Genomic DNA, 25,790 nt, shown 5'->3' with positions numbered 1-25,790 from the left:
CCGCCTCAATCCAGGGGCATCTCCTCGCGAATCCAGCGAGTCACCGAGTCATGGCGAGGCGCCCAGCCCAGCTCGCGCCGCGCGCGCTTCCCGCGCACCCGGCTGTTGGAGCCGAACGAGTAGCGAGCGTGGCCCTCGCCCCACTCGCGTGACGCCTCCTCCACGGACCAGGACCGCACCGGGCCCAGCTTCAGCCGCGCCGCGATGGCCTCGCCAATCTCCGCGTAGGACGCCTCGCCGTTCTCCACGAAGTAGAACGCCCCCGACGGGGCCTTCTCCAGCGCCAGCGCGTAGAGCGCCGTGACGTCGTCGATGTGGACGTTGGACCAGCGGTTGACGCCCTTGCCGACGACGCGCACCACGCCGCTCTTGCGAGCCTGCGCCACCAGCGGAGGAATCTGCACGCTGTCGCGGCTCAGGCCCTTCCCCGTGCCGTAGATCATCGTGTTGCACAGCACGATGCCCCGAGCCCCCGGCGCCGCGAGGACGCTGTTGTCGAGCGCATGCCGCGCCTGCTTTTCGGGCTCGACGATGAACGGCGTGTCCTCGTCGAACACGTTGGGTGACAGCGCGTCGCCCTTCACGTCGTCGCCGATGACGCTGGAGCCGCTGGTGTGCAGCAGCGGCTTGCCCGAGCCCTTCACGCCTTCAATCAGGGCCCGGATGGCCTTCTCGTGGTCACTGCTCGCCGCGTTGATGACACCGTCCGCGCGCCGGGCCTCGGCCGTGAGCACCGCGACGTTGTCCAGGTCCCCCAGGACGGGCTCGACGCCGAGCGCCGCCAGCTTCCGGGCCTTGGCCTCATCGCGCACCAGTCCCCGAATCGAATGGCCCCGGGCCTTGAGGTCCACGGCCAGCGAGCCGCCAATGAAGCCGGTGGCGCCAGTGATGAAGAGGTTCATCGTGAGGTCTCCAGGAAAGGAAGGGCCTCACTGTGCCGCGCCTGGAGCGGAGAGCCTCGGATTGATGCACGGGCCGGGCACGCCCCGGCCAGCAATGAACATCCCGACTGGGGCAGGTGGCCTGCGTCGAACAACGGCGCGACTCAGGGTGTGGGTGGAGGCTTCGGCGGCGTCCAGTCCAGCACCGACCCACAGCTCTTGCAGAAGCGCGCGTCCAGGTCGTGTCCCTGGTTGCCACAGCCGGGGCACGCCTGGGTGTCCACGGGGCCACGGGCGGCGGCGGCCAGCTCCACGGAGACGATGCCCGTGGGCACCGCGAGGATGCCGTAGCCCATGATCATCAACACCGACGCGATGAACTGCCCCGGAATCGTCTTCGGCGTGATGTCACCGAAGCCCACGGTCGTCATCGTCACCACGGCCCAGTACATGGCGCGGGGGATGCTGTCGAAGCCATGGGCCTCGCCCTCGACCAGGTACATGACGGAGCCCATGATGACGACCACCGTCAGGACGAAGCCGAGGAAGACGGTGATCTTCCCCCGGCTCGCGCGCAGCGCCGTCATGAGGATCTCCGCCTGTCCCAACAGGTGCCCCAGCTTCAGCACGCGGAAGACGCGCAGCAGGCGCAGCACTCGGACGACGAGCAACGTCTGGGCGCCCGGGAACAGCACGCTCAGGAACGAGGGCAGGATGGCCAGCAGGTCCACGAGGCCAAAGAAGCTGCGCGCATAATCCAGCGGACGGCGGACGGCGACGAGCCGCAGCACATACTCCGTGGCGAAGATGGCGGTGAAGGCCCACTCCGCGATGGAGAGCGCGGTGCCATGGCGCTCCCGCACCGGGGCGACACTCTCCAGCATCACCGCGATGACGCTGAACAGGATGGCCCACATCAGGGCCACGTCGAACGCCTTCCCCGCCGGTGTATCGGCCTCGAAGATGATGGTGTGGAGACGGGCGCGGAAGCCGCCCACGGGGCTCTGCTCGGAAGACCTGGACACGCAGGGCAGTCTAGACGCGGCGGCGCTCGATTCGGGAAACCTTGCGTCCCGACGTCACAACCGCCCTGCCCCCTTGGCGGAATGCGCCGGCTTCCGGGCGCGGCGGGTGCGCTTCACCTCATCCGCCCGGCACACGCGCACGCCCAGGAAGCGCTGGAGCTGGTCCAACGCCAGGTCATGGTCCCCGTCGCTCTCCGCCGCGCAGCAGTCGCTCAGCACGGTGATGTCGTACTCGTGCATGTGCGCGTCATGCGCGCTGAAGAAGACGCACAGGTTCGTGGCCATCCCCGCCATCAGCAGCTTCTTCGTCCCCAGGTGCTCCAACAACGGAACCAGTGACGTCGCGAAGAACGCCGAGTGCTTCGGCTTGAGGACGAAGTAGTCCCTCGGCTCGGGCTTCAACGCCCGCGCCACCGGCCGTCCTCGAATCCCCTTGCGCGTGCAGTGCCGATAGACGTCCCGGAAGTTGCTGCGCCAGTGGTTGAAGTTGTCGTTGACGTAGATGACCGGCACCCCCGCCGAGCGCATCCGCCGGGCCAGCGGCCCCAGCCGCTCCACCATGCGCAGCGCCCAGGGCAGCACCTTCTCCCCGCCCGGGAACTCCAGGTCATTGATGACGTCGATGATGAGCAGCGCCGTGTCCGAGCGTCGCTCCTTCGTCGCGCGCGCCTTCCCGCCGGACCGTGCCCCTGACTTCGCCACGTGCACCTCCTGGCGGCCAAGCTAGGCACTCCCCCCGCACGCCGGCACCTTTCGTCCAGAACCGTGCACCCCGCCCCCAACACGAGAGGTCGCCTTCCCCCTGAGAAGACGGCCCCTCGCGGGCCTCCGGTCACGCGCGCATCGAGCGCGCGAACCCGCTCGGGGAACACCCGGCGTGACGCGAGAACGCGACGCTGAAGGCGCTTGCCGACTGGTAGCCGATCCTCTCGGCGAGCTCGGCGAGGGGCGTGTGCTCGCGAAGCAGGACGTCCTTGGCGATCGCGATGCGCCACTCGAGCAGGTACTCCATCGGAGGCATGCCCACCGTTCTCGCGAATCGCTCGGCGAACACCGCGCGCGACATGCCGGCGACACGTCCGAGCTCCGCGACGGTCCACCGGTGCGCGACGTCGGCGTGCATCTTCCGAAGGGCACGCGCAAGGTCAGGGTCAGCGAGGCCAGCGAGCAAGCCCGTCTCCCGCCCCGCCGCTTCCGCGGGTCGAAGGCGCAGCGCCTCGACGAGCAGCACCTCGACGAGCCGCTCGAGGATCAGCGCCCGCCCTGTTCGACGGGTCGCCGCCTCGTCTGCGATGAGCTCGACGAGCCGCCGCAGACGCACGGCACCGGGATCATCGCGTCGGATGAGGATCATCACGGGCAGGAACTTCTCGAGGAGACTCGCGTTCGCGCGGTCCACGAGGAAGTAGCCGCCGAGCTGGCGCATCGTCGGGCGGCCCGTGGGCGTACCGTGCCGTAGCTCGTTGCCGTCCGCCGCGGTGATGAGCCTCGGCTTCAGCCCCTGGGCGCTCGACATCGTGAAGCCCGGCGTCGAAGGCAGGAGCACGAAGTCGCCCTCCTCGAGCTGCACCCCGTCGACGCCGTCGACATCAAGGAAGCATGTTCCTTCCAGCATGATGCAGAAGCCGGGCTCGTTGTGCGCCGGGTACCGCACACTCCACTGCCCCGCGCCGCTGATGACCTTGGGCAAGACTGTCTGCGGACGGAGCAGGGAGATGACCGCCGCGAGCGGGTCGGAGGATTCGTGCGTGGGCGGCGGCATGTCGGACGCTGGCGAACGTTTTGCCATTTCGACATCATACATCGTCTTCACTCCTCAGCACGAGTTCGGTGATCTCCGGCGGAACGCCGAGCCGCATGGGTGGCCCTGAGTGGCCCGTGCCTCGGCTGACGTAGACGAGCGTGTCTCCCACCCTGCGGAGCCCATCGACGACGGGCTGCCTCGCCCGAAGCAGCCAACGCAGTGGCCAGAACTGGCCTCCGTGAGTGTGCCCGGAGAGCTGCAGGTCGACGCCGTGCCGCACAGCCTCCTGAACGGCCTTCGGCTGGTGCGCCATGAGGATGAGCACCTTGCTGCGGTCGCGGCCCTCGACGGCTCGCGCGAGATCGGGGCCATGGCCGACGTCGAAGTGCGCCGCCTCATAGTCGTCAATGCCCGCGAGGTGGAGGACCTGTCCGGCGCGCTCGAGGGCGACGTGCTCATTGCGTAGGACTCGGACGCCGAGCTTGCCAAGATGCTCGCACCACTCGGGCGCATCCGCGTGGTACTCGTGGTTCCCGGTGACGAAGAACGTGCCGTAGGTCGAGGTGAGCGCGGCAAGCGGCGCGATGTCGGCCGCGATGTCCGCGACGCGGCCGTCCACCAGGTCGCCCGTGATGAGCACGGCGTCGGGCGCGAGGGCGTTCACTTGCGAGACGACCTCCTCGAGGAACGCGCGCCCGAGCGTCTGGCCGATGTGCAGGTCCGAGAGCTGGACGAGGCGCAGCCGATCGAACTCTCGCGGCAGCTTGCGCAGGGGGATTTCCACGCGTTCGACACGCACCCTGCGGGCTTCATGCGCGGCCAACGCGGCCGCGCCGAGGCCCATCACCAGGACGACAGCCGCGCTCGACGCTCGGGACGTCGTGATGGGCAGCACCTCCATCACGGCCAACCCCATCGCGAGGAGCATGGAGGTGCCGAGCCAGAGGTAGATGGGCTCGAGCCACCAGACCGACCATCGATAGGGCACGAGTCGACTCGCGATCACGCCGAGCGGAACGCTCGCCGCGAGGAACACGAGGAGCGCCTTCAATCCGAACGCCGTCGTCGGCCCGAAGCCCACGTCGCGCACGAGCCGCGCCCAGAGGTAGTAGTGGATCCCGCCGATGATGGCGACGCCGGCGGGGAGGTACACGACGAGCGGAAGAAGGCGTCCCATGATGTCATCCGACCAGGCGCGGGAAGTCGCTGGGGACGGCGATGGTCTTGGTCTCAAGGTACTCCTCGAAGCCCTCGACGCCGTTCTCCCTGCCCAGCCCCGACTGCTTGTAGCCGCCGAAGGGTGCGTTCGGAGAGAAGAAGAAGGCGCCGTTGACGTTCATCGAGCCCGTGCGGATGCGACGGGCCACCCGCATCGCGCGCGACGGCGACGCCGAGATGACCGAACCCGAGAGCCCGTCGATGGAGTCGTTCGCGATGCGGACCGCGTCGTCGTCGTCATCGAACGGGATGACGACGAGCACCGGGCCGAAGATCTCCTCCTGCGCGATCGTCATCGAGTTGTCGACGTCGGCGAACAGGGTCGGCTCGACGAAGTAGCCCTTGCTGAGGTGCTTCGGCGTGCCGCCGCCCACCACGAGGCGAGCGCCCTCGGCCTTGCCTTTCTCGATGTAGGCGAGCACGCGCTCGCGCTGCCCCGCGCTGATCATCGGGCCCATGATGTTCTTCACGTCGGCCGGGTCACCGTAGGGAACGTCGCGGTAGATCTGCTCGAGGATCGCGATGGCCTCGTCGTAACGGGAGCGCGGGACGAGCAAGCGCGTGTTCAGCACGCAGCCCTGGCCCGCGTTGGCGCAGACGAAGGCCGCGCCCTTCAGCGCCTCTGGGAACTTCGCGTCGTCGAGGACGATCATCGCCGACTTGCCGCCCAGCTCGAGCAGCGTGCGCTTGATGGTCTTCGACGCGCTCTCCATCACGCGACGGCCCGTGGCCGTCGAGCCCGTGAAGGAGATGACGTCGACGCGCGGGTCGGACGTGAGCATCGAGCCGAGCGAGCCGCTCCCCGTCGACGTCAGCACGTTGAAGGCTCCCGGAGGCAGGTCCGGGCACTGGGCCGCGACGCGACCGAGCATGGTCGCCGCCCACGGCGTATTCTGGGCCGCCTTGAGGACCACCGTGCAGCCCGCGGCCAGCGCGGGGATGCTCTTCTGCATGTTGGTCTGCACCGGCGCGTTCCACGGCGTGATGGCCACCACCACTCCGGCGGCCTCCTTGCACACCAGGCGACGCGCGGGGCCTCCGATGGGCGAGCCAAGGTCCTCGAGTTCGCGCTCGAAGTCGTAGGTCTCGAGGAGCTTCAGCGAGTAGTCGATGTCCGCCACCGGGCTGTCGAGCATCGGGCCATGGGTGAACGCGAGGGGGCACCCGCTCTCGGCGACGACCTGACGCCGCCACTCCTCGCTGACCGCCTTGAGGCCATCACGCAATTGTGTCAGTGCGCGGATGCGCCTCGCGGTGTTGGTCGACCAGTCCGACTCGTCGAAGCACCGGCGGGCAGCGGCGATGGCGCGGTCGCCATCCGCGACGGAGGCGGCGGCTACGACGCCGACGATCTCCTCCGTCGCCGGGTTGATGACGTCGTAGGTGGCGCCGCCCTCGGCCTCGACGAGGGTGCCGTTGATGAAGAGACGATGTTCCGCGTTGAGCTGTGACATGGTGTTCTCTCCTGGGTGTTGAGGTTGAAGTGGGTGCCGACGTCAGGCGACCTTGATGAGCGACGCCGACTTCGCGAGCGCGACGGCGTCTGGCCCGGCTGGAAAACGGAGCGTCCCGGTCTCATCGTTGGCCGCGCGCCAGATGGCCTCGGCCACATCGGACGCCGTCGTCGTGAGCCCCGGCTGCGCGAAGGCCGCGAAGATGGGCTGCGCGAACGCCTCGTAGGACTTGGGGATCAACCCCTGCATGCGCGTGGTGCCGTTCGCGGTGAAGCGCGTGCCCGGTCCGTAGCCAGGCTCGACGAGCTTCACCTTCACGTTGAAGGCGCCCAACTCGTGGGCGAGCGAGGCGGTGAAGCCCTCGACGGCGAGCTTGCTGGCCGTGTACACGGCGGCGAGCGGCATCGGCGCGAGCGTCACGCTCGAGGTCACGTTCACGATCACGCCCGCCCGGCGCTCGCGGAACCGAGGCACCGCGGCCTGGAGCACCGCCATGACGCCGAAGGTGTTGGTCTCGAAGACCTCGCGAATCGTCGACATGGGGGTGGCCTCGAACGCGCCGACGACGCCGATGCCGGCGTTGTTGACCAGCACGTCGATGGGCCCCGCCTGCTCGAGGGCTGCTGCGATGGTCTCGGGCTTCGTCACGTCCAACGCCAGGACGCGGAGCCGGTCGGACTTCGGCAGCTCGCCGAGCCGAGGGGTGCGCATCGTCGCGATGACATTCCAGCCCTGGTCGTGGAAGTAGCGGGCCGTCGCCTCGCCGTAGCCAGACGAGCAGCCGGTGATGAGAACAGTCTTGAGGGTCTTCGTGGTGTTCATGGAAATCTCCTTCGGTGGTTGGGGTTTTGGGTTTGGGGTTCACTTCAGCCGCGCACGGAGCCGCCCACTGGGACGACATCCCGGTACTGCGCGGCGTCAGTCACGAGCGGCGCGAGCCTCGCGATCAGCGCCTGCGCCGACGCGCTCGCGAACGCCTCGGCGTGGGCCTCCTTCGAAGTCCAGCCCTCGGTGACGTCAATGACGTCGGGCTCGCTCGACGAGCGCCCCACGAGATAGACGAGGCAGTTCTCGTTGCTCGTCGGCGCTCCCGCGAGCAGTGCATCGATCAGCGCGTCGGCCCGCCCCGGACGAGCTCGCATCGTCGCATGGAAGCCGTGGGTCGCCTTCAGTCTTGCCTGGGGCATCACTTATCTCCTGGGTGAGCGTCGGAGCCGTCAGGGCCTCCGCGTTGTCCACACCCTCTCAATAAGCCCTTCTCCCCAAGACCATCTATAACGCGGCGTCTGAATCTCTTTCGAGATCGTCTTGGGCGTCGGAACCCGAGCAGTACGCCAAGGCGCACCAGCGCCGCTGGGGCACGTCGTTCCGAGCGCTGGCAGCCCGCTCCCGCGCAAGCGGCTCGGCGCAGGCCGTCCTGGGCCGCTACAAGCGGCGCAGCGAGGAGCTCGACGGTGAGCCGCGTGACGAAGTCCCTCGACGAGAAGGTGGAGGGCCTTCGCACCGATCCCTTCCCCTATCTGTACTTGGACGCCACCTTCCTGGACGCCCGGTGGGCGCGCACGGTGCAGCGCGGCTCGGCCCTGGTGGCCTACGGCGTGGGAGAGGATGGGAACCTGTTGGCCGTGCCCCTGGCTGGCAGCGCGTCGCAGGACTCCTGGCTGGAGCTGCTGCGGCAACTGCTCGCGCGAGGGGTGAGGGTTGTGCGGCTGGATGGACAGAATCCACTCCATCCGCCCAAGAGCCCCCTGGGCGTCGCCCTTCGCGCACCGAAGGGGCCATGACATGCACTGACGCGCTTCTTCATGGATGATGAGCAGCGCCGTGTCCGAGCGCAGCACCTTCGTCCAGAGCCATGCACCCCGCCCCAAACACGAGAGGCCGCCTTCCCCCTGAGAAGACGGCCCCTCGGCCCCCGACAACTTCTGAGTGACTCAGTGACCTTCTGCCCCCGTCGCGCCGGCGGGGATGGCCGGGGCCTCCCGCTCCTCGCCGCGCAGCGCGAGCTTCCGGATGACGATGTAGAAGATGGGCGTCAGCACCAGGCCGAACAGCGTCACGCCGAGCATGCCGGCGAACACCGCCACGCCCATCGCCTGACGCATCTCCGCGCCCGCCCCCGTCGCCACCGCCAGCGGCACCACGCCCATGATGAACGCGATGGACGTCATCAGGATGGGCCGCAGCCGCAGCCGGCACGCCTCCAGCGCCGCCTGAACCACGCCCATCCCCTCATCCTCCTGCGCCCGGGCGAACTCGACGATGAGGATGGCGTTCTTCGCCGCGAGCCCCACCAGCACCACCAGCCCAATCTGCGTGAAGATGTTGTTGTCCCCACCCACCAGCCACACCCCGGCAATCGCGCTGAGCAATGCCAGCGGCACCGTGAGCAGCACCGCCAGCGGCAGTGACCAGCTGTTGTACTGCGCCGCCAGGATGAGGAACGCCAACAGGATGGCCAGCGGGAAGACGAACAGGCCCTCCTTGCCCGCGAGCTTCTCCTGATACGTCAGGTCGGTCCACTCGAAGCTCATGCCAGCGGGGAGCGTCTCCGCGGCCAGTCGCTCCATCGCGGCCACCGCCTGTCCCGTGCTCACACCCGGCGCCGCCGCCCCGTTGATGTCCGCGGAGGGATACCCGTTGTAGCGCAGCACCTGGTCCGGCCCGAACGAGGGCGTCACGTCCACCAGCGAGGCCAGGGGCACCATCCCGCCCTGTGGGTTTCTCACCTGCAGCCGGCCGATGTCCTCCGGCTCCATGCGGTGCTTCGCGTCCGCCTGCACGTTCACCTGGTACGTCCGACCGAAGCGGTTGAAGTCGTTCACGTACAGCGAGCCCAGGTGAATCTGGAGCGTCTCGAAGACCGAGCCCAACGGCACACCCTGCTGCTTCGCCTTCACCCGGTCCACCTCCGCGTGGAGCTGCGGCACGTTGATCTCGAACCCCGACATCAACCCCATCACCTGCGGGTCCGCGGACGCACGCTGCACCAGGGCCTGCGTGGCCTCGTACAGCGCCTGCGAGCCCAGCCCCGCCCGGTCCTCCACCTGGAGCTTGAAGCCCGCCGTCGAGCCCATGCCCGGCACCGGCGGCGGCGGGAAGATGGCCGCGAAGCCCTCCTGCACGCCCATGAACTTCCCCTGGAGCTTCCCCGCGATGGCCCCGGCCGACAGCTCCGGCGACTGTCGCTTCTCGAAGTCGTCCAGGATGGCGAACACGACGGCCGAGTTGGGCGAGTTGACGAAGCCGTTGATGGAGATGCCCGAGAAGGCCACCACGTTGGCCACGCCCTTCTCCGCCAGCATCAGGTCCGACATCTTCTTCACCACCGCGTCCGTCCGCTCCAGCGACGACGCGGGGGGCAGCTGCGCCAGGCCCACCAGGTAGTACTTGTCCTGCATAGGCACGAAGCCCGCGGGCACCTTCGCGAAGCCCAGCCACGTCAGCACCAGCAGCCCGCCGTACACCACGAGCGCCAGCCCGCTGACCCGCACCCCCCTGCGCACCAGGGACACGTAGCCCGAGGACGCCCGGTCGAAGAAGCGGTTGAACGGCCCGAACAGCCACCCGCCGAACGCCTTCTCCATGAAGCGCGTCAGTCCATCCTTCGGGCCGTGGTGTCCGCGCAGCAGCACCCCCGCGAGCGCCGGGCTGAGCGTGAGCGAGTTGAACGCCGAGAGGAGGGTCGAGATGGCGATGGTCAGCGCGAACTGTCGATAGAACTGTCCCGTCAAACCACCCAGGAACGCCGTGGGGACGAACACCGCTGACAGCACGGAGGTAATCGCGATGATGGGACCGGTCACCTCCGTCATCGCCCTGCGGGCCGCCTCCTTCGGACTCACGCCCTGCGCGATGTGCCGCTCCACATTCTCCACGACGACGATGGCGTCATCCACCACGATGCCGATGGAGAGCACCAGGCCGAAGAGCGACAGCGTGTTGAGCGAGAAGCCCAGCATCTGCATGATCGCCGCTGTTCCCACCAGCGACACGGGCACCGCCGCCAGCGGGATGATGGAGGCGCGCCACGTCTGGAGGAACAGCAGCACCACCAACACCACCAGCACCACCGCCTCCAGCAGCGTCGTCACCACGTTGCGGATGGACGCGCGCACGAAGAGCGTCGGGTCGTAGGCAATCTTGTACTCCATGCCCTGGGGGAAGGCCTCCTTCAGCTCCGTCATCCGCGCGCGGATGCCAGCGGACACGTCCAGCGCGTTGGAGCCGGACGCCTGGCTGATGCCGATGGCCACCGCCGACTTCCCATCCAGTCGCGCTCGCACGGAGTAGGAGCTCGCACCCAGCTCCACGCGGGCCACGTCCCGCAGGCGCGTCACCTGCCCCTCCTCGCCCACCTTGACCACGATGTCGCGGAACTGCTCCTCCTCCGTGAGCCGGCCCTGCGTGGTGACGGTGAGCTGGAACGCGGACCGCTCGTCCGGCTGCTGGCCGATGACACCCGCGGCCACCTGCACGTTCTGCTCGCGGATGGCGGCCACCACGTCGCTCGCGGTGAGGCCCCTCGCGGCGAGCAACCGCGGGTCCAACCAGACACGCATGCTGTACTCGCCCGCGCCCAGCACGTTCACGCTGCCCACGCCGGGCACGCGCTGAAGCACGTCCCGCACCTGGAGCACCGCGTAGTTGGAGAGGAAGAGCGGGTCCTGCTTCCCCTCCGGGGACACCAGGTGCACCACCATCAGCAGGTCCGGGCTCGACTTCTCGGTGAGCACACCCAGTCGCTGCACCTCCGCCGGCAGTCGCGGAATCGCGCGAGCCACCCGGTTCTGCACCTGCACCTGCGCGGTGTCCGGGTTGACGCCCATGCCGAAGGTAATCGTCACCGCCACCCGGCCGTCGCTCGTCGCCTGCGAGGACATGTAGAGCATGCCCTCCACGCCGTTGATCTCCTGCTCCAGCGGCGCGGCCACCGTCTCCGCGATGACCGCCGGGTCCGCGCCGGGATAGGCCGCGCGCACCACCACCGTGGGCGGAGACACCGCTGGGTACTCACTCAACGGCAGCTGGAACAACGACAGGCCGCCGCCAATCAGCAGCAGCACCGACAACACGGCCGCGAAGATGGGCCGGTCGACGAAGAAGTGCGCGAACTTCACGGCTGCGCCCCCTCGGCGTGCTCGGAGCCGGCCATGGCGACCAGCGTCGGCGCCACCGCCATCCCCGGCCTCGCCAGGCCCTTGAGCACCACCTTCTCACCCGCCGCCAACCCCGAGCGCACCACCCTCAGCCCCCCCTCCGTCGTCCCCAGCTCCACGCGCCGCTGCTCCAGCGTCTGGTCCGGACGCACCACCAGCACGTAGCGCCCCTTCTGGTCCGTGCCCACCGCCAGGTCCTGGATGAGGACCGTGGGCCGCGCCGCGCCCGTTTCCAGCCGCACCCGCGCGAACAGCCCCGCCGTCAGCTTCCCGTCCGGATTGGGCAGCACCGCGCGCGCTCGCGCAGTCCCCGTCCCCGCCACCACTTGATTGTCCAGGAAGTCGAGCCGCGCCTCGCGGGGGAAGCCCTCGTCCCCCGTCAACGCCACCCGCACCGGCACCGCGTTGACGCGCCCGTCCTTCCCGCGGGCCCCGGAGGTCGTGCCCGCGAAGCGCAGGTACGTGGCCTCGTCCACGTCGAAGTACACGTAGAAGGGCTCCACCGAGACGATGGTCGTGAGCAGCGCGCCGCCGCTGACCAGGTTGCCCTGCGTCACCAGCGCCCGCCCCACCCGTCCACTCACGGGTGCGCGCACGCGCGTGTCCTGCAGGTCGACCTCCGCGCCTCGCACCGCCGCCTTGGCGGACTCGACGCGTGCGCGGGACTCCGCGCGCTCCGCCGTCAGCACATCGAAGTCACCCTGGGAGATGGCCTGCTCGGCGACCAGCTTCTCGCCGCGCTCGAACCGCTTCTCGGCCAGCGTGCGGCGCTCCTCGGCCTGACGCAGGTCCGCGCGCGCCCGGTCCAGCACGGCCTCGAAGGTGCGCGAGTCGAGCTGGAACAACACCTGCCCCGCCGTCACCAACCCGCCCTCCGCGAAGCGCACCGAGTCGATGTAGCCGCCGACGCGAGGCCGCAGCTCCACGCTCTGCACCGCCGCCAACGTACCGGTGAACTCGGCGCTGTCGGCCACCTGCCGGGTGACGACCTCCGCGGCGACAACGGGGGCCGCCGCCATCTTCGCGCCACCTGCTCCACCGGACGCATCCGCGCTCTCGCTCCGCGCGAGGACCAGACCACCGATGACGAGAGGAAGGGACAAGGCCCCTCCGACTGCTGCACGCTTCCAATTCATGGGGGACTCCGACTTCTTCCAAGGGTCGGGACACACCGGTGGCGTTCGCGCTCGTGCGCGCCCACCGCCGACGGCCCTGGGTGACAGGACGAGGAACGACTTCACGGACGTCTCCCGTGCGGCGTGCGACATCGCCGACGGGGGACTGGGATGGCTCTAGGAATGCGTCTTCGAGGACGTCTCCCGTGCGGCGCACGAGGTCGCCGACCGGGGACACGGGTGTCTGGGGCTACGACTTCACGAACGTCTCCCGTGCGGCGCACGAGGTCGCCGATGGGAACAGGGATGGTTCTACGGATGCGTCTTCACGGACGTCTCCCGTCCGGCGCACGAGGTCGCAGGCGGAGGACATGGAGGTGTCTGGGATTACGACATCAGGTGGACAGGACGGGAGCTGACACGCACGTCACCCGTGTTGAGGGCGACACACGGGGGTGTGGAGGCACACGTCGACCCTCCGGTGCATGCATCACCGATGGGAGGACGGCGGTACCTATCGAGGAGCTCGGAGCCGACGGCGCGACGCACCGGACCCGTGAGGTGGCCCGGCCCTCCGCGCGAGGTCCGATGACGACGCTAACGACACATGGAGGGACAACAGCGTCCCGATGAACGGAACGCCCGAGGCGCGGCGCGCCTCACCGCCGAGGCAATTTGCAACATATCCCATTACTAATTGCCCGGAGCCCCGGAGCGCAACGCAATCTCGCGGGGCCTCACTTGCCGGGGACGGTGCAGCCCGGGGGCGGCTTCCACTCGCGCAGGGCGGTGACACGGGCATCCTGGACGTGGGACACGCCCTCGGGTGCGTCGACCTCATTGACGGTGGTCGGACGGGTGAAGTCGAGCAGGTCCACGGGCACGGGGCGCGTCGGACAGCCCGCCTGGAAGGTCTTCTCGAGCGCCTCCACCAGGGTGTCCGCATGGTCATCGCCGGGGTCCGAGGCCTCGGGCCAGGTCAGGTCGCCCGACAGCGGCTCGCCCCGCTCGGGTGGGAACCACGTCCAGCGGAGGACGGTCTGCCCGCTGTTGCCCCACACCACGCCGCCCACGACGCCGCCCACGGTGGTGAAGTCGTCGGGGAGTTCCCGCCACTCGATGGCGAAGCCCTTGGGGACCTCTTGGCGGAGGGGAGCGGGCCGGAGCACGTCGTCGAGTTCGCCCGACAACAGCAGCATCCACGTCAGCTCTCGCAGCGCCTCGCGACTCACGGTCCCCACCGCCACGCGCGCCTGCCGGTTCGCGTCCGTGGTCTTCACGTCGACCTTGCCGACGCGCTCCGCGTCCTCGTACAGGGCCAGCTCGCTGCAGCTCTGCGACACCCAAGCCGTGCCCGTGCCCAGGTGGTAGGCGCGCACCTCGTCGCAGAAGGAGTAATGCCCGCGACGTCCGCGCAGCACCAGCCACCCCTCCGAGGGGACTCGCAGACCCATCAGCGGGAGCATCCGCACCGAATCCCCATGACTGGACAGGCACAGGCGCCACGCGGGGTAGCGCCAGCGCTTGGACTTCCTGCGGGCCTCCTTCTCGCAGGACGCGGGCCCGAAGCCCTCACCAGCGGAGTCCGCGTCCACGATGCTCGCGAGGTGCTTCGCCTCCTTCTCCCGGTGGGCGGCGAAGGCCGCCTCGGCCCGGACGACCCAGGGCTCGGTCTCCTTCACACAGGCGCTGTCCCCCATGGCGCACAGCCACGGCGCGAGCTTGTGGTCCGGCTTCACCGTGTCGAGCATCAGCACCTCACGCACCGTCGGCGGCAAGACCACCGTGCGGACACCCGGCCTGCCCAGCTCCAGATAGGACTCCACCCACGTCCGCCCGCCCCGACGCCACCAGTCCTTCAGGGCCAGGAGCGAGACGTCCTCGGGCACCGGCTCGCTCACCTCGCGGCTCAGCTCGAAGCAGCGCGAGGACAAGAGCTCACGCAGCGCCGCCACGCCCGGCTTGCCGTCGACTCCGTCGGGCAGCGACTCCAGCTTCGCGTCCAGCGCGACGAGGCGCTCATGGGCCGCGCTCCACTCGGGCGTGGCCTGGGGACACGGCACGAAGACCTTCGCGGCCGGCGCCGGCTTCGCGGACAGCAGCACACCCAGGAGGACGAGGAGCATGTGGCGCCCAGAATCGCGCAACGGACCGTCCCAAGACCAGGACCTGGAGGACTCGATGCCACTGGATTGCACCTCCAGCCGGGAAACAGGAACGAGCGCCTCGGGACGACCACACCGGGGGCCTCGGAGGCAGGGGGGCCCGGACGCCGCTCGGGGCACGGCCAGGGAGCCCGTCGGCAGTGCCTTCACCACCCCGGCCTGTTACTGAGGAGACGGGAGCCCTCGTCCGCGTTTCCCTCGGACGATGGGCGGCCTACATTCCCGGACAGCCATGAGCATCGAGCACGCCTTCCATCCCCCCACCATCACCACGGCCGAGGGCCGACCGCTGGACGTCATCGAGGTGCGGGGCCTCACGGTGGACTGCATCGTGGGCATCTTCAATCGGGAGCGCATCTCCGCCCAGCCGCTGCAAGTCGACGTGGCGCTGTTCCTGGACACGCGCTCCGCGGCGGGCGGCAAGCTCTCGCAGACGGTGAACTACGGACGACTCGCGGGGGAGCTGCGCTTCCTCTTGGAGTCGTGTCGCTTCGAGCTGCTCGAGTCCGCCGCCGAGGCCATCTGCCGCTACGTGCTGGCGCCGCCCACCGAGGACGTGCCGCGCGCTCAGGTCCACGCGGCCACGGTGCGGGTCACCAAGCCCCACGCGCTGGGCGGGCTGGCGATTCCCTCGCTCCAGGTGCACCGCAGCGCGGAGGAGATGGTCTACGGCAAGGAGGAGAAGTCCTTCGGCCGCGTGGACATCATCCACGAGGGGACGGGCTACGGCGTCTACCGGCTGCGGGTGCGCCCCGGAGGCCACATCCCCACGCACGTGCACCAGAAGATGGAGGAGAGCGAGCTGGTGCTGGGCGGAGGGCTGCACCTGCAACACCGGCCCGTGGCCCGAGGGCAGGCGTTCCACTGGCCGCGCGGCTTCCCGCATCGCTACGACAACCCCTCGTCCACCGAGCAGACCGTGCTCTGTGTCGACAAGCCCGGCTTCATCCCGTCGGACGAGGTGGAGACCGAGGCCCCTCCCGAGGGCCTGACGCCCGTCACGGGCACCTCCTACTATCCACACGATGAGCTGGTCGCCTCGGAGTCCTCGACGGGGACGCGGTCATGAGCGCGGTGGCAACGGACGAGCACCTGACCGGGCATGAAGGACAGAGGAGAGACTCCCGCTCGAACGACGCCCTTCCAGGTGACGCAAGCCCTGCCGGAACGCCTGTCACCGTGAGCGACCGCCGCGCACAGGTGGACGTACGCTGGGAGCGCTGCTCATGACGCCGACAGGCACCCGGAAGGTACTCATCACCGGAGGCGGGACGGGCATCGGCCGGGCGGTGGCGGAGGCCCTGCTGCGCGCGGGTGGTCGCGTCGTCGTGACGGGTCGTCGCGCGGACGTCCTCAACGAGGTGTCACGCGCGTGGCCAGGACAGGCCTTCGCCCTGCCCTGTGACGTGTCGTCCTCCAAGGAGCGCGAGGGACTGCTGCGTCGGGCCGCGGAGCTGCTGGGCGGCCTGGACGGCTTCGTCCACAGCGCGGGCCAGGTGGTGCATCAACCGCCGGGACACATCGGCGAGGACGCGCTGCGCTCCCAGCTGGAGATCAACCTCGTCGCGCCGCTGCGCCTGGGTGAGCAGGCGCTGGAGGTGTTGGAGCCCGGCGGCGCGCAGGTCTTCGTCGCGTCCACGCTGGCCACGCGGCCCATCGTCACCAGCGCGGTGTACAGCGCGGCGAAGGCGGGCCTGCTCCAGGTGATGAAGGTCCTCGCGCTGGCGGGCGCGGCCCGGGGCGTCCGCGCCAACGCGGTGCTGCCCGGAGTCGTGGAGACGGACATGGTGCGCGAGGTGAGGCTCGCACCGGGCGAGGCGACGCCACCACCCGAGGAGTACACCCGCCGTCAGGAGGCCCAGCTCGCGGGCCTGCGCTCTCTGCATCCCCTCGGCAGACTGGGACATCCGGAGGACGTCGCCGAGGCCGTGCGCCACCTGCTGGGCGCGTCCTGGATGACCGGCACGGAGCTGGTGCTCGACGGCGGGCTGCTGCTGCGCGAGTGAGTCAGCCCGCTTCGGGATAGACGACACACTGAGACGTGCAGGTCTCCGCGACGCGAATCTTCACCACCTTCGCGGTGGGGAAGCTCAGCTTGCTGAAGACCCAGGCGGCCAGCAGCTCGCTGGTGGGGTTCTCCAGCCCCGGCACGTCGTTCAACAGCCGGTGGTCCAGCTGCGCGTGCATCGCCTGCCAGGCCTCGGTGAGCGTGGCGAAGTCGACCACCCAGCCGTAGTGGGGGTCCACCGGACCGCGCACGGTGACTTCGACGCGATAGCTGTGCCCGTGGACGCGCGAGCACTTGTGCCCCGGCGGGACGTTGGGGAGGAAGTGCGCGGCCTCGAAGGTGAACTCCCTCGAGATTTCGGTCACCAGCGAGACTTTGGGCTTCGAAACAGGCTCCATTGCACCGGCCTTCTACCCACGTTCCGCCCCGGGCGTCGAGCCAAGACACAGGCCCGACGCCCCCTCCCCCGCCCCTACCGCCGCACGGCCGCGAGGATGTATCGGGGCAGCAATTCCTCCCGGAAGGTCTTCCAGACGTTGAACTGCCCGTAATTGCCCCCGGTGAACATCACCGTGAGCTCCAGCTCGGGGATGACCATGACGTACTGCCCGCCGTTGCCGCCCGCCTCGTATTCCGTGTAGACGCGCTCGCCCACGCGCACCTCGTGGCGCCACCACGCATACCCGTAGGTGCGCTCGGGGCTCATCACCGAGTGCCGCGCGGTGGAGCGCTCGACCCACTGCCTGGACACCACGCGCTTGCCGTTCCACACGCCGCCCGACAGGTACAGCTGCCCCAGCTTCAGCGCGTCCCGGGGCCGCGCGTAGAGGCCGCCGCCCAGGTACGCCTCCCCGTCCGGCATCAGGTTCATCGCGTAGTGACGGAACTGGAGCGGCGTGGCCACGGTGCGCTCGAAGTGCTCCGGCAACCACGTGCCCGTCGCGTTGCGCACCACGCCGCCCACCAGGTTGATGCCCGCCGAGCAATACACCGCCTGCGTCTCACCCGGCGCCCGCGCCATGGGCAAATCCAACGTGTACGCGTACCAGTCCCCCTCCTGATTCTGGAGGTTGTTCTCGTTGCCGGGCGTCTCCTCGTTGTCGTCGTCGCAGTCGAACCCCGACGTCATCGTCATCAGGTGCTCCAGCGTCAGCCCCGCCCTGCGCGCGTCCTGGGGCCCCTTCGGCTGATGGCCAGGGAACATCGAGTAGACGGGCGTCTGCGGAGACAGCTTCGCGCCCTTCTGGATGGCGGTGCCCACCAGCACCGGCGCCAGCGTCTTGGACGCCGAGCGCAAGTCGTGGAGCCGCTCCTTGTCGTAGCCGTAGAAGTACTCCTCCAGCACGAGCTTGCCCTTGCGCGCGATGAGCACGCCCTGGACGCGCTGCGCGGGCCCGGGGCCCACCTCCGTGTCGAGGAGCCGCTGCATCAACGCCTGGATGGGTGCCGCGTCCATGCCCACGTCAGACAGGGACGCCGTCGCCCAGCCGTCCTGCTCGGCCACGGGCGGACGGTAGACGTACGCCCCCGGCGCGGGCGTGCGCGGATACAGGCCCACCGCCTGGTCCCGCTCGCGACGGGTGAACTGGAGGTTCCCCAGGAAGAAGATGGGCACGGACAGCCGGCCCGAGTTCTCATCCAGCGTGCCCTCGAACGTCGTCGGCCCGCGCGGGTCCACCAGCTTCACGGCGCTGCCCTGCACGGAGACGTTCAGCGCGAACTGCCTTCCGAAGCCCTTCTCCGGGTCCCTCAGGTACGCGGCGATGGCGCCATCCGGCTTCTTGTAGACGACCAGGTACAGCGTGAAGCGGTCCGCCCACGGCTTCACCGTCCCGCGCCACACGCCCTTCCGCAGTGAGCGCAGCGCCACCGGCGTCGCGTACCGCACGCCACCCACCATGACGCGCGGCTGCACCCAGTGGCCCCTGAGCTCCTGGCCATCCGCCGCCACCGTGGCCCGGAACGTCCCCTGTCCGCCCGGCAAGGCCAGCGTCAGCGCGCCCTTCTCCACCTGGCCCGTGGCCTCGTAGCCCGAGATTCGCGCGCGCCACGTGGTGCCCTCACGGAACACCGTCAGCTCGCCCTGGACCTCGGGCCCATAGACGGGGTCCGCCGACCAGATGCCCATCAGCTTCTCCGCCGCGTCGGCCGCGGGGGCCTGGGCGGGGGGCTTCGGGGGCGCGGCCGGCTCGGCGGCCCGGGCCGTGGGGGACAGGGAGAAGAGCGCCAGCAAGGCGCCCAGGGAGAGGGAGGAATTCATCAAGATTCCTGGGTGGACGAGCGAGGGGGCAAGGCCCGTAGGGCCTTACGGCGGACCCCGGCGGCTGATTGCAACCGACTTACAGAAACGTCCCCGCCCCCCACCCACCCCGGGGCCGGGCTATCCTTTCGCGCCATGACTCCGGAGGTCTGGATGGCGGCCCGCCCCACGGGAGGGCGAGCGGGAGGACGGCATTGCTTGCGCCCGGGGTCCGGGTTGCGTAGCGATGGCGCCAGGACCCGTGCACGGTCCACGCGCGCATGAAGCTCTCCCTCGCCACCCGCATCTTCCTGGGCTACGCGGTGGTGCTCGTCACCTTCGGCCTGGTGTCGCTGTTCAGCGTGGCCGAGCTGCACCGGAACCGGCTGGAGATACGGCTGGTGAGCCAGGGCTACCTCCAGCTCTCCCAGGACGCGGCGGAGATGGAGATGAACCACGCCAACCAGCAGCGCCACACCGCGCGCATGCTGGAGGAGGACAGCGCGGAGATCCGCCGCGCCATCATCCGGCTGGCCCGCGTCTACGTGCCCACGGCCTTCATCTCCCAGCGCCTGGCCGCCACGCGCGAGCGCGCCACGCAGCTTCGGGAGATGGCCCCCGAGAGCGAGATTCCCTTCATCGGTGAACTGGAGGCCCGGCTCGCGGAGCTGGACTCGCGCTACCAGGAGTACGGCCGCGCGGCGGAGAGCGTGTTCGACGCGTTCAGCACCCAGGCGCCAGACAAGGCCGCGGTGGACCGCGCCACCGCGGACGTGCTCACCATGGAGGACGCCATCGGCCGCGAGCTGCGGCTCTTGCGCCTGTCGTTGTCCAACCGCATCCGCGAGCGCGTGGACGGCGCCGAGGAGCGCGAGCGCCAGACGGGCATCGCCATCATCAGCCTCTCGGTGGCCGCCATCCTCCTGGGCCTGGGCGCCACGGCGTGGTCGGCCCGCACGCTGCGCCCCGTGCGCACGCTCATCGAGGGCGTCTCGCGTATCGGCAAGGGCGACTACAGCGCGCAGCTGGGCGTGCGCGGACACGACGAGGTGGCCGTGCTCGCGCGCGAGTTCGACCAGATGGCCCGCTCGCTCCAGGCCCGCGAGGCGCAGATCAAGGCGCAGGCGGAGGCCCTGATGCGCGCCGAGCAGCTCGCCGCCGTGGGCCGCGTCTCCGCGCAGATCGTCCACGAGGTGCGAAACCCCCTGTCCTCCATCGGCCTCAACGTGGAGCTCTTGGGGGACGCGGTGGAGCGGGCCACCTTCCCCACCCCCGACGAGTCCGGCGAGGTGAGAGATTTGCTCTCCGCCGTCACGCGGGAAGTGGACCGGCTGGCGGACGTCACCGAGCACTACCTGCGCATGGCCCGCCCCCAGCGGCCCGATTTGGACCCTCGCGACGTGACGGCGGTGCTGGACGGCGTGCTGGACTTCTCCCGCGAGGAGCTGACGCGCGCGGGGGTGGAGGTGGTGCGCGAGTTCGCCCCTACCACGCCCCCGGTGCTCGCCGACGAGGGGCAGCTGCGCCAGGTGTTCCTCAATCTCTTGCGCAACAGCCGCGAGGCGATGCCCCACGGCGGCCAGCTCACCATCGCCACCCGCCCCGTGGAGCAGGACGTGGAGGTGACCGTCAAGGACACCGGCCAGGGGATGACGGAGGAGGTGCGACAGCACCTGTTCGAGCCGTTCTTCACCACCAAGGAGGGCGGCACCGGCCTGGGGCTCGCGGTGAGTCAGCAAATCCTCCAGGCCCACGGGGGCTCGCTCTCCTGCCAGAGTATTCCCGGCCAGGGGACGGCCTTCGTGTTAAGGCTTCCTCGCGCATGAGCTTCACACCGTATCGGGACGTGCTGCCCTCCGGGCTGCGCGTCGTCACCGTCGAGACGCCCCACCTCCACACCGCCCTGCTCGCCATCTACGTCCGCACCGGCAGCCGGCACGAGACGCCCGCCAACAACGGCGTCAGCCACTACCTGGAACACCTGTTCTTCCGGGGCAGCGAGAGCTGGCCGGACACGGTGCGGATGAACGCGGCCGTGGAGGAGGTCGGCGGCAACCTCAACGGCGTCACCACCCGGGATCACGGCTACTACTACACGCCCCTGCACCCGGCGCACCTGCGCGTGGGCATGGACATCCTGGGCGACATGCTCACCCGCCCCCGCCTCACGGACATGGAGGTGGAGCGGCAGATCATCCTCGAGGAGATGCTCGACGAGGTGGACGAGAAGGGCCGGGACATCGACCTGGACAACCTGTCCAAGCACCTGCTCTTCCCCCAGCACCCGCTGGCGCAGAAGATCGCCGGCACGCGCGACTCCGTCTCCGCGCTGAAGCACGCGCAGGTGCTGGAGCACTTCGCCCAGCACTACGTCACCGGCAACCTGGTCGTCACGGCCGCGGGCCGCGTGCGCCGCGAAGAGGTGCTGGAGCTGGCCGAGCGCGCCTTCGCCCACCTGCCGCGCGGCCCCGCCAGCTCCGAGACGCCGCCGCCCCGCGGCGCGCCCGGGCCGCTGCTCCACTTCGTCACCCACGACGAGTCGCAGACGGAGTTCCGCCTCAACTTCCGCGCCGTGCCGGAGCAGCACGAGGACTACCCCGCGCTCCAGATTCTGCGTCGCGTGCTGGATGACGGCCTGTCCTCGCGGCTGCCGTTCGAAATCGTGGAGAAGCGGGGCCTGGCGTACTCGGTCCACGCCTCGCTGGACGGCTACCACGACGCGGGCCTGTTCGAGGTGGAGGCGGCGAGCGCCCCGGAGAAGGCCTCGCAGGTGGTGGAGGAGTCCCTGCGGGTGATTGCCCAGCTGTGCGACACGGAGATTGGCGAGGAGGAGCTGAGCCGCGCCAAGCGCCGCCACCGGATGCTGCTGGAGTTCTCCCAGGACTCGCCGGGGGAGCTGGCCGGGTGGTTCGGCGGCACGGAGCTGTTCCGCACGCCGGAGACCTTCGACCACCGCGCGGACCTGGTGGACTCGCAGTCCGCCGCGAAGGTGCGCGAGGTGGCGCGGCGCTACTTCCGCCGCGACAACCTGACGGTGGTGGCGGTGGGCCAGCGCAAGGGCCTCAAGGCGCTGGAGCGCGTGGTGGCCGAGGCCCCGGGACTCCCGTGAGCCCCGGCGCCGCCGTCAGCGGCCGCCGCGGATGATGACGGGGCCGGAGGGCTTCTTCTTCGGCTTCGGCGCCATCGAGACCAGGGACTTCTTCACCTCCTGGTACTCGGCGTTGTCGGGCTCCTTCTGGAGCGCCTCGTCGATGAGCTTCATGGCCCGGGACATCTGCGTCTGGAGCTGGGCGGAGAGCCGGGCCAGGGCGACCTTCTCCTCCAGGGAGGCCTCGCCCAGGTTGAGCATGCGCTCCAGCGACGAGAACGCATCCACCTTGCGGTCCGTCTGGAGGTACAGCCGCCACAGCCGGGAGTGCACGGGCGCGAAGCGCGGCTCGGCGCTGAGGGCGAAGCGGTAGCTCTCCTCCGCGCCCTTCATGTCCTTGGCCTCCTCCTGCGCGCGGCCTCGCACGTAGAGGCCCCGGGCCAGCCGGGGACGGAACGTGAGCGCGCGGTCCACCAGCGCCAGCGCGTCCGCGCGGCGGCCCTGCGCGAGCACCGTCTCCGCCATCCACGCCAGGGCCTCGGCGTTCTGCGGCTCGGCGTCGACCAGCGCCTTGAGCGCGGCCTCGGCGTCCTTGGCGCGCCCTTGCGCGAGCAGCGCGCGGGCCCTCAGGGTGACGACGTCCGCGCGCTGGGCGTCCTTACCCTCCACGGCCTGCAGGTCGGCCTCCGCCATCTGCGGCACGCCGCTGACCAGGAAGTAGCGGGCGCGAAGCAGGCGCGCGGCGGTGTGCGAGGGGTTCTGCTGGAGCAGCCGGTCCATGAGGTTGGCGGCGAGCAGCTCGTCGCCCTTCATGAGGAGGACCTCCGCCTCCACCGCCTTGGCCTCGGGGTCGTCCGGGCTGTCGCGCAGCACGCTGTTCAGCGTGGTGAAGGCCTCGTCGATCTGCCCCTCGCGGGCCTGGAAGCGCGCCAGGTCCAGGATGTCCTGCTCCTGGAGGAGGCCCGAGTCTCGCAGCGTCACGAGGATGGCCAGGGCCTCCTGGGTGTTGCCGTTGCTCCGGTACAGCTCGGAGAGCTGCTTCTGGATGGACGGGTCCGTGCCGGGGATGAGGGCCTCGGCCTGCTTGAGGGACATGATGGCCGCGCCCATGTTGTTGTTCATGCGGTGGGCTTCGGCCATCAGCAGGAAGGGCTCGGCGCTGTCGGGCGCGGCGGTGGCGGCGCGCTTGAGGGCGTTGAGCGCGGCGGCGGGCTGTCCACTGGCCAGCTGGACGCGGGCCTCGCCCAGGGCGCTCTGGGCTTGTTGAGCACGGTTCTGGACGGCCGCGGCCTCGGGCTCCTTGCAGGCAAGCGGGAGGAGGAGCGCCAGCGTCCACGGCAGGTTTCGTTTTCTCCAGGGCATCGCTGAGCCGGAGGGTACCGGATGTTATCCTCCCTCGTCGATGGACCCATTCGTTCGGCGCCTCGTGGAGAGGCTCCATGACCCCAGCAAGCCGCTGTCGCGCAACCGGCACTTCCACACGTTCGACACCCCCGAGGGGCGTCTGGCGCTGAAGGTGTTCCGGCGGCTGCGCAGCCTGCAGAAGGACATCCTCGCCTGCCGGGCGGAGGGGCGGCGGGCGCGCATCTTCCGTCGCGTCAACCCGGAGGGAGAGCACCGCATCGAGCTGACGATGGAGCGCGTCAGCGGCAAGCGCGTCTCCGTCCTCCAGACGGCCGAGCTGGAGCTGCTCTCCGCCCTGCCCGGCGTCCGTGAGGCGCTGGAGATACTGGACGAGGCCGCCTGAGCTGCGCGGCCCCGTCCGGCGAATCGTGGATTCTACGTAGTGCGGGCTAGTCCTTCGTGCAGACGACGTCGTCGACCTGGAGGTGGTCGCGATCGGCCTCGCTGCGGCTCGGGTAGAAGAACAGGCGCCAGTCGCGCACGTTGCCGGTGAACTTGAAGAACACCGGCTGCCAGGCATCGCTGTCCACCAGGATGAAGTCCGTCTGCGGGCTCCAGCCGGCGCTCGAGTAGACGCGGTGGCGCAGGGTGCCGTGGCCCCTCACCCGGTACGAGCAGGAGTAGTTGCCGCTGGGGACGTTGAACTTCTCCAGGGAGAAGCGCTCGGCCACCTGGATGGGGACGACGAACTGGAGCGCCGTCGTGCCGCCGTGCACCGCGGCCGTGTAGGGCTGCAGGCGCGAGGCGCGAATCTCCGTGCCCGGGTCCGCGATGCCGTTGTCCAGGCCGTACCAATAATCGGGGATGAGGTGATTGCCCTGGTAGGGGATGGAGTAGACGTTCCAGCTCTCGAAGCCGCCGTTGCGGATGATGTTCGAGGCGTGGTCCGCGGGCACGCAGCGCCGGGTGGCCGAGTCACACGCGGGCAGCGCGCCCACGCAGTCGTACGTGGTGAAGCAGGCGCCGGGGGCCAGCTCGCACACGCCGGAGGTCGGGTTGCAGGTGGTCGCCGGGTTGGAGCACGTGACGCCCGCGCACGGGTCGCCCGGGATGCACTGGTGCGTGGAGAGCTGGCAGACGGGGGTCTCGGGCGTGCCGGCGCAGTCGGCGTGGCGGACGCAGCGGTCCTCGGCCGTCACGCAGGTGTTGTTGGCGTCGCAGGCCTGCCACTCGTCGCAGTCGACGGTGTCGTAGCAGCGGCCCGCGAGCGGCTCGCACGTCACGGTGGTGTTGTCGCACTTCGCCCAGGGCTCGCACGTCACGGTGTCACACGGCTGGGGGGCGCGCGTGCAGCGCACGTCGTCGAGGGTCAGGTGCTCACCGCTGGTGTTGCGGATGCTGAAGATGAGCTCGAAGGTGTCGAAGACGTCGCCGGCGAGGTTGAACGTGTACGTCAGCTGCCGCCACGTGGCGGTGTCGACGGAGGTGTAGCCGGTGTAGCTGGAGTAGTCGTCGTCGAAGAAGGCGTTGCGGACCTCACCGGTGCCACGCACCTGGTAGGTGCAGGTGTAGCGGCCCGCGGGCAGCGTCATCGCCGCGGTGGTGAAGCGGCGGTGCGTGGACGAGGCATTCGTCAGACGGGCCGCGTTCGAGCCCTCGAACGCGCCGCTCGTCACCTTCTGCACGTCGCTGCCGGCGAGGTTCGACTTGCTGCCGAGCCACGCGTCGGGCAGCGAGCCGGACCAGGCCTCGAAGCCCCAGTTCGCGATGACGCTCACCAAGGGCGGCTCGCCACCCGCGTCCGGAGTGCCGCCACCGGCGTCGGGCGTCTCGCCGCCCGCGTCGGGCGTTCCGGCGTCCGACGGCTCGTTACCGGCGTCGGGCGTCCCGGCATCGGGCGTCTCGTTGCCCGGGCCGGCGTCTCCACCCGCGTCGGGCGTCTCGTTGCCCGCGTCGGGAAGCTCACCACCCGCGTCGGGCGTCTCGTTGCCCGCGTCGGCGGGCTCGTTGCCGGCATCCGGCGTCACGCCCGCGTCGGGGAGCTCACCACCGGCGTCGGGGATTTCGCCACCCGCGTCGGGGATTTCTCCCCCCGCGTCCGGAAGCTCGCCGCCCGCGTCGGGGATTTCGCCGCCCGCGTCTGGAAGTTCACCGCCGGCATCCGGCGTCTCCCCCCCCGCGTCGGGAAGGTCGCCTCCCGAGTCCGGCGCTCCTCCCCCCGAGTCGGGTGTCCCGTTGCCTGAGTCCGGCGCGTTGTGCCCGGCATCAGGAACCACCACCACTGGATCCGAATCACCATCACCGCAGGCGACCATCAGGACCAGCAGCGAAGTCAAACACACCCGAACCA

Annotated in this window: 20 protein-coding genes and 1 pseudogene; 6 read left to right on the top strand and 15 right to left on the bottom strand. The window is 69.8% G+C overall.

The genetic code is table 11. The features are described from left to right. Positions 1 to 5 precede the first annotated feature (5 nt). From VZQ01_RS33275 to VZQ01_RS33240, 8 genes are all read right to left on the bottom strand, one after another. Positions 6 to 902 carry an NAD-dependent epimerase/dehydratase family protein gene (locus tag VZQ01_RS33275; RefSeq protein ID WP_426745653.1) on the bottom strand — a complete coding sequence of 299 codons (897 nt, stop codon included), beginning with the start codon at positions 900 to 902 and terminating at the stop codon, positions 6 to 8. Between the two features lie 143 nt (positions 903 to 1,045). Then, on the bottom strand, positions 1,046 to 1,906 hold the full coding sequence (locus VZQ01_RS33270) for an ion transporter (RefSeq protein ID WP_223745595.1): 861 nt from the start codon (positions 1,904 to 1,906) through the stop codon (positions 1,046 to 1,048). Between the two features lie 54 nt (positions 1,907 to 1,960). Next, positions 1,961 to 2,608 carry a cysteine hydrolase family protein gene (locus VZQ01_RS33265; RefSeq protein WP_223745594.1) on the bottom strand — a complete coding sequence of 216 codons (648 nt, stop codon included), beginning with the start codon at positions 2,606 to 2,608 and terminating at the stop codon, positions 1,961 to 1,963. A gap of 130 nt (positions 2,609 to 2,738) precedes the next feature. Then, complete coding sequence (locus VZQ01_RS33260) at positions 2,739 to 3,710, bottom strand: AraC family transcriptional regulator (protein ID WP_267700189.1); 972 nt, start codon at positions 3,708 to 3,710, stop codon at positions 2,739 to 2,741. Next, entirely contained in the window at positions 3,703 to 4,827 is a 1,125-nt protein-coding gene (locus tag VZQ01_RS33255) for a metallophosphoesterase (RefSeq protein WP_426745652.1), read from the bottom strand. Before VZQ01_RS33255 ends, VZQ01_RS33260 begins: the two co-directional genes overlap by 8 nt. A 4-nt stretch (positions 4,828 to 4,831) precedes the next feature. After that, on the bottom strand, positions 4,832 to 6,322 hold the full coding sequence (locus VZQ01_RS33250) for an aldehyde dehydrogenase family protein (protein ID WP_426745651.1): 1,491 nt from the start codon (positions 6,320 to 6,322) through the stop codon (positions 4,832 to 4,834). A gap of 42 nt (positions 6,323 to 6,364) precedes the next feature. Continuing rightward, positions 6,365 to 7,144, bottom strand: a complete 780-nt coding sequence (locus VZQ01_RS33245) for an SDR family oxidoreductase (protein WP_223784036.1) — start codon at positions 7,142 to 7,144, stop codon at positions 6,365 to 6,367. A gap of 44 nt (positions 7,145 to 7,188) precedes the next feature. After that, positions 7,189 to 7,509 (bottom strand): putative quinol monooxygenase, encoded by a 321-nt coding sequence (locus VZQ01_RS33240; protein ID WP_223745861.1) that lies wholly within the window; start codon positions 7,507 to 7,509, stop codon positions 7,189 to 7,191. A 261-nt stretch (positions 7,510 to 7,770) separates the two neighbouring features. Between VZQ01_RS33240 and VZQ01_RS33235 the strand changes: the two are divergent. Further along, positions 7,771 to 8,034: pseudogene (locus VZQ01_RS33235) on the top strand (transposase); the annotation flags it as partial. A gap of 222 nt (positions 8,035 to 8,256) precedes the next feature. On the opposite strand, the gene VZQ01_RS33230 reads toward VZQ01_RS33235, so the two are convergent. From VZQ01_RS33230 to VZQ01_RS33220, 3 genes are all read right to left on the bottom strand, one after another. Next, positions 8,257 to 11,442 carry an efflux RND transporter permease subunit gene (locus tag VZQ01_RS33230; RefSeq protein WP_426745650.1) on the bottom strand — a complete coding sequence of 1,062 codons (3,186 nt, stop codon included), beginning with the start codon at positions 11,440 to 11,442 and terminating at the stop codon, positions 8,257 to 8,259. Then, positions 11,439 to 12,584 carry an efflux RND transporter periplasmic adaptor subunit gene (locus VZQ01_RS33225; RefSeq protein WP_426745649.1) on the bottom strand — a complete coding sequence of 382 codons (1,146 nt, stop codon included), beginning with the start codon at positions 12,582 to 12,584 and terminating at the stop codon, positions 11,439 to 11,441. Before VZQ01_RS33225 ends, VZQ01_RS33230 begins: the two co-directional genes overlap by 4 nt. A gap of 749 nt (positions 12,585 to 13,333) precedes the next feature. Continuing rightward, positions 13,334 to 14,722 (bottom strand): hypothetical protein, encoded by a 1,389-nt coding sequence (locus VZQ01_RS33220; RefSeq protein ID WP_426745648.1) that lies wholly within the window; start codon positions 14,720 to 14,722, stop codon positions 13,334 to 13,336. A gap of 271 nt (positions 14,723 to 14,993) precedes the next feature. Between VZQ01_RS33220 and VZQ01_RS33215 the strand changes: the two genes are divergently transcribed. Further along, positions 14,994 to 15,830 (top strand): dihydroneopterin aldolase, encoded by an 837-nt coding sequence (locus tag VZQ01_RS33215; protein WP_426745647.1) that lies wholly within the window; start codon positions 14,994 to 14,996, stop codon positions 15,828 to 15,830. A 157-nt stretch (positions 15,831 to 15,987) separates the two neighbouring features. Next, positions 15,988 to 16,767: an SDR family NAD(P)-dependent oxidoreductase gene (locus VZQ01_RS33210; protein ID WP_267700183.1), complete on the top strand. Its 780-nt coding sequence runs from the start codon at positions 15,988 to 15,990 to the stop codon at positions 16,765 to 16,767. Position 16,768: 1 nt separating this feature from the next. On the opposite strand, the gene queD is transcribed toward VZQ01_RS33210, so the two are convergent. Next, the gene (gene queD, locus VZQ01_RS33205; protein ID WP_267700182.1) at positions 16,769 to 17,167 is read right to left on the bottom strand and encodes a 6-carboxytetrahydropterin synthase QueD; all 399 of its coding nucleotides are present in this window, start codon (positions 17,165 to 17,167) and stop codon (positions 16,769 to 16,771) included. Between the two features lie 74 nt (positions 17,168 to 17,241). After that, complete coding sequence (locus VZQ01_RS33200) at positions 17,242 to 19,029, bottom strand: serine hydrolase domain-containing protein (protein WP_426745645.1); 1,788 nt, start codon at positions 19,027 to 19,029, stop codon at positions 17,242 to 17,244. Between the two features lie 260 nt (positions 19,030 to 19,289). On the opposite strand from VZQ01_RS33200, the gene VZQ01_RS33195 reads away from it, so the two are divergent. Next, positions 19,290 to 20,834, top strand: coding sequence for a sensor histidine kinase (locus VZQ01_RS33195; RefSeq protein ID WP_223745583.1), 1,545 nt, complete (start codon positions 19,290 to 19,292; stop codon positions 20,832 to 20,834). Then, a complete protein-coding gene (locus VZQ01_RS33190) occupies positions 20,831 to 22,117 on the top strand; it encodes a M16 family metallopeptidase (protein ID WP_426730342.1) in 1,287 nt (428 codons plus the stop codon). The genes VZQ01_RS33195 and VZQ01_RS33190 overlap by 4 nt, the downstream gene beginning before the upstream one ends. 15 nt (positions 22,118 to 22,132) lie before the next feature. Here VZQ01_RS33190 and VZQ01_RS33185 read toward each other — a convergent pair whose 3' ends face one another. After that, entirely contained in the window at positions 22,133 to 23,458 is a 1,326-nt protein-coding gene (locus VZQ01_RS33185; RefSeq protein WP_426745644.1) for a tetratricopeptide repeat protein, read from the bottom strand. A 40-nt stretch (positions 23,459 to 23,498) separates the two neighbouring features. Between VZQ01_RS33185 and VZQ01_RS33180 the strand changes: the two genes are divergently transcribed. Next, positions 23,499 to 23,843: a hypothetical protein gene (locus VZQ01_RS33180; RefSeq protein ID WP_046715102.1), complete on the top strand. Its 345-nt coding sequence runs from the start codon at positions 23,499 to 23,501 to the stop codon at positions 23,841 to 23,843. 46 nt (positions 23,844 to 23,889) lie between these two features. Here the strand turns inward: VZQ01_RS33180 and VZQ01_RS33175 are convergent, their stop codons facing one another. Continuing rightward, positions 23,890 to 25,782: an invertase recombinase-like protein gene (locus VZQ01_RS33175; protein WP_223784028.1), complete on the bottom strand. Its 1,893-nt coding sequence runs from the start codon at positions 25,780 to 25,782 to the stop codon at positions 23,890 to 23,892. Positions 25,783 to 25,790 lie beyond the last annotated feature (8 nt).

Origin of the sequence: Myxococcus faecalis (genome assembly GCF_050039385.1) — a bacterium.
In the GTDB taxonomy this organism is placed as follows: Bacteria; Myxococcota; Myxococcia; order Myxococcales; family Myxococcaceae; genus Myxococcus; species Myxococcus fulvus.
The sequence above is the reverse complement of the archived record's forward strand: the minus strand, read 5'-3'. Positions and strand labels throughout refer to the sequence as shown.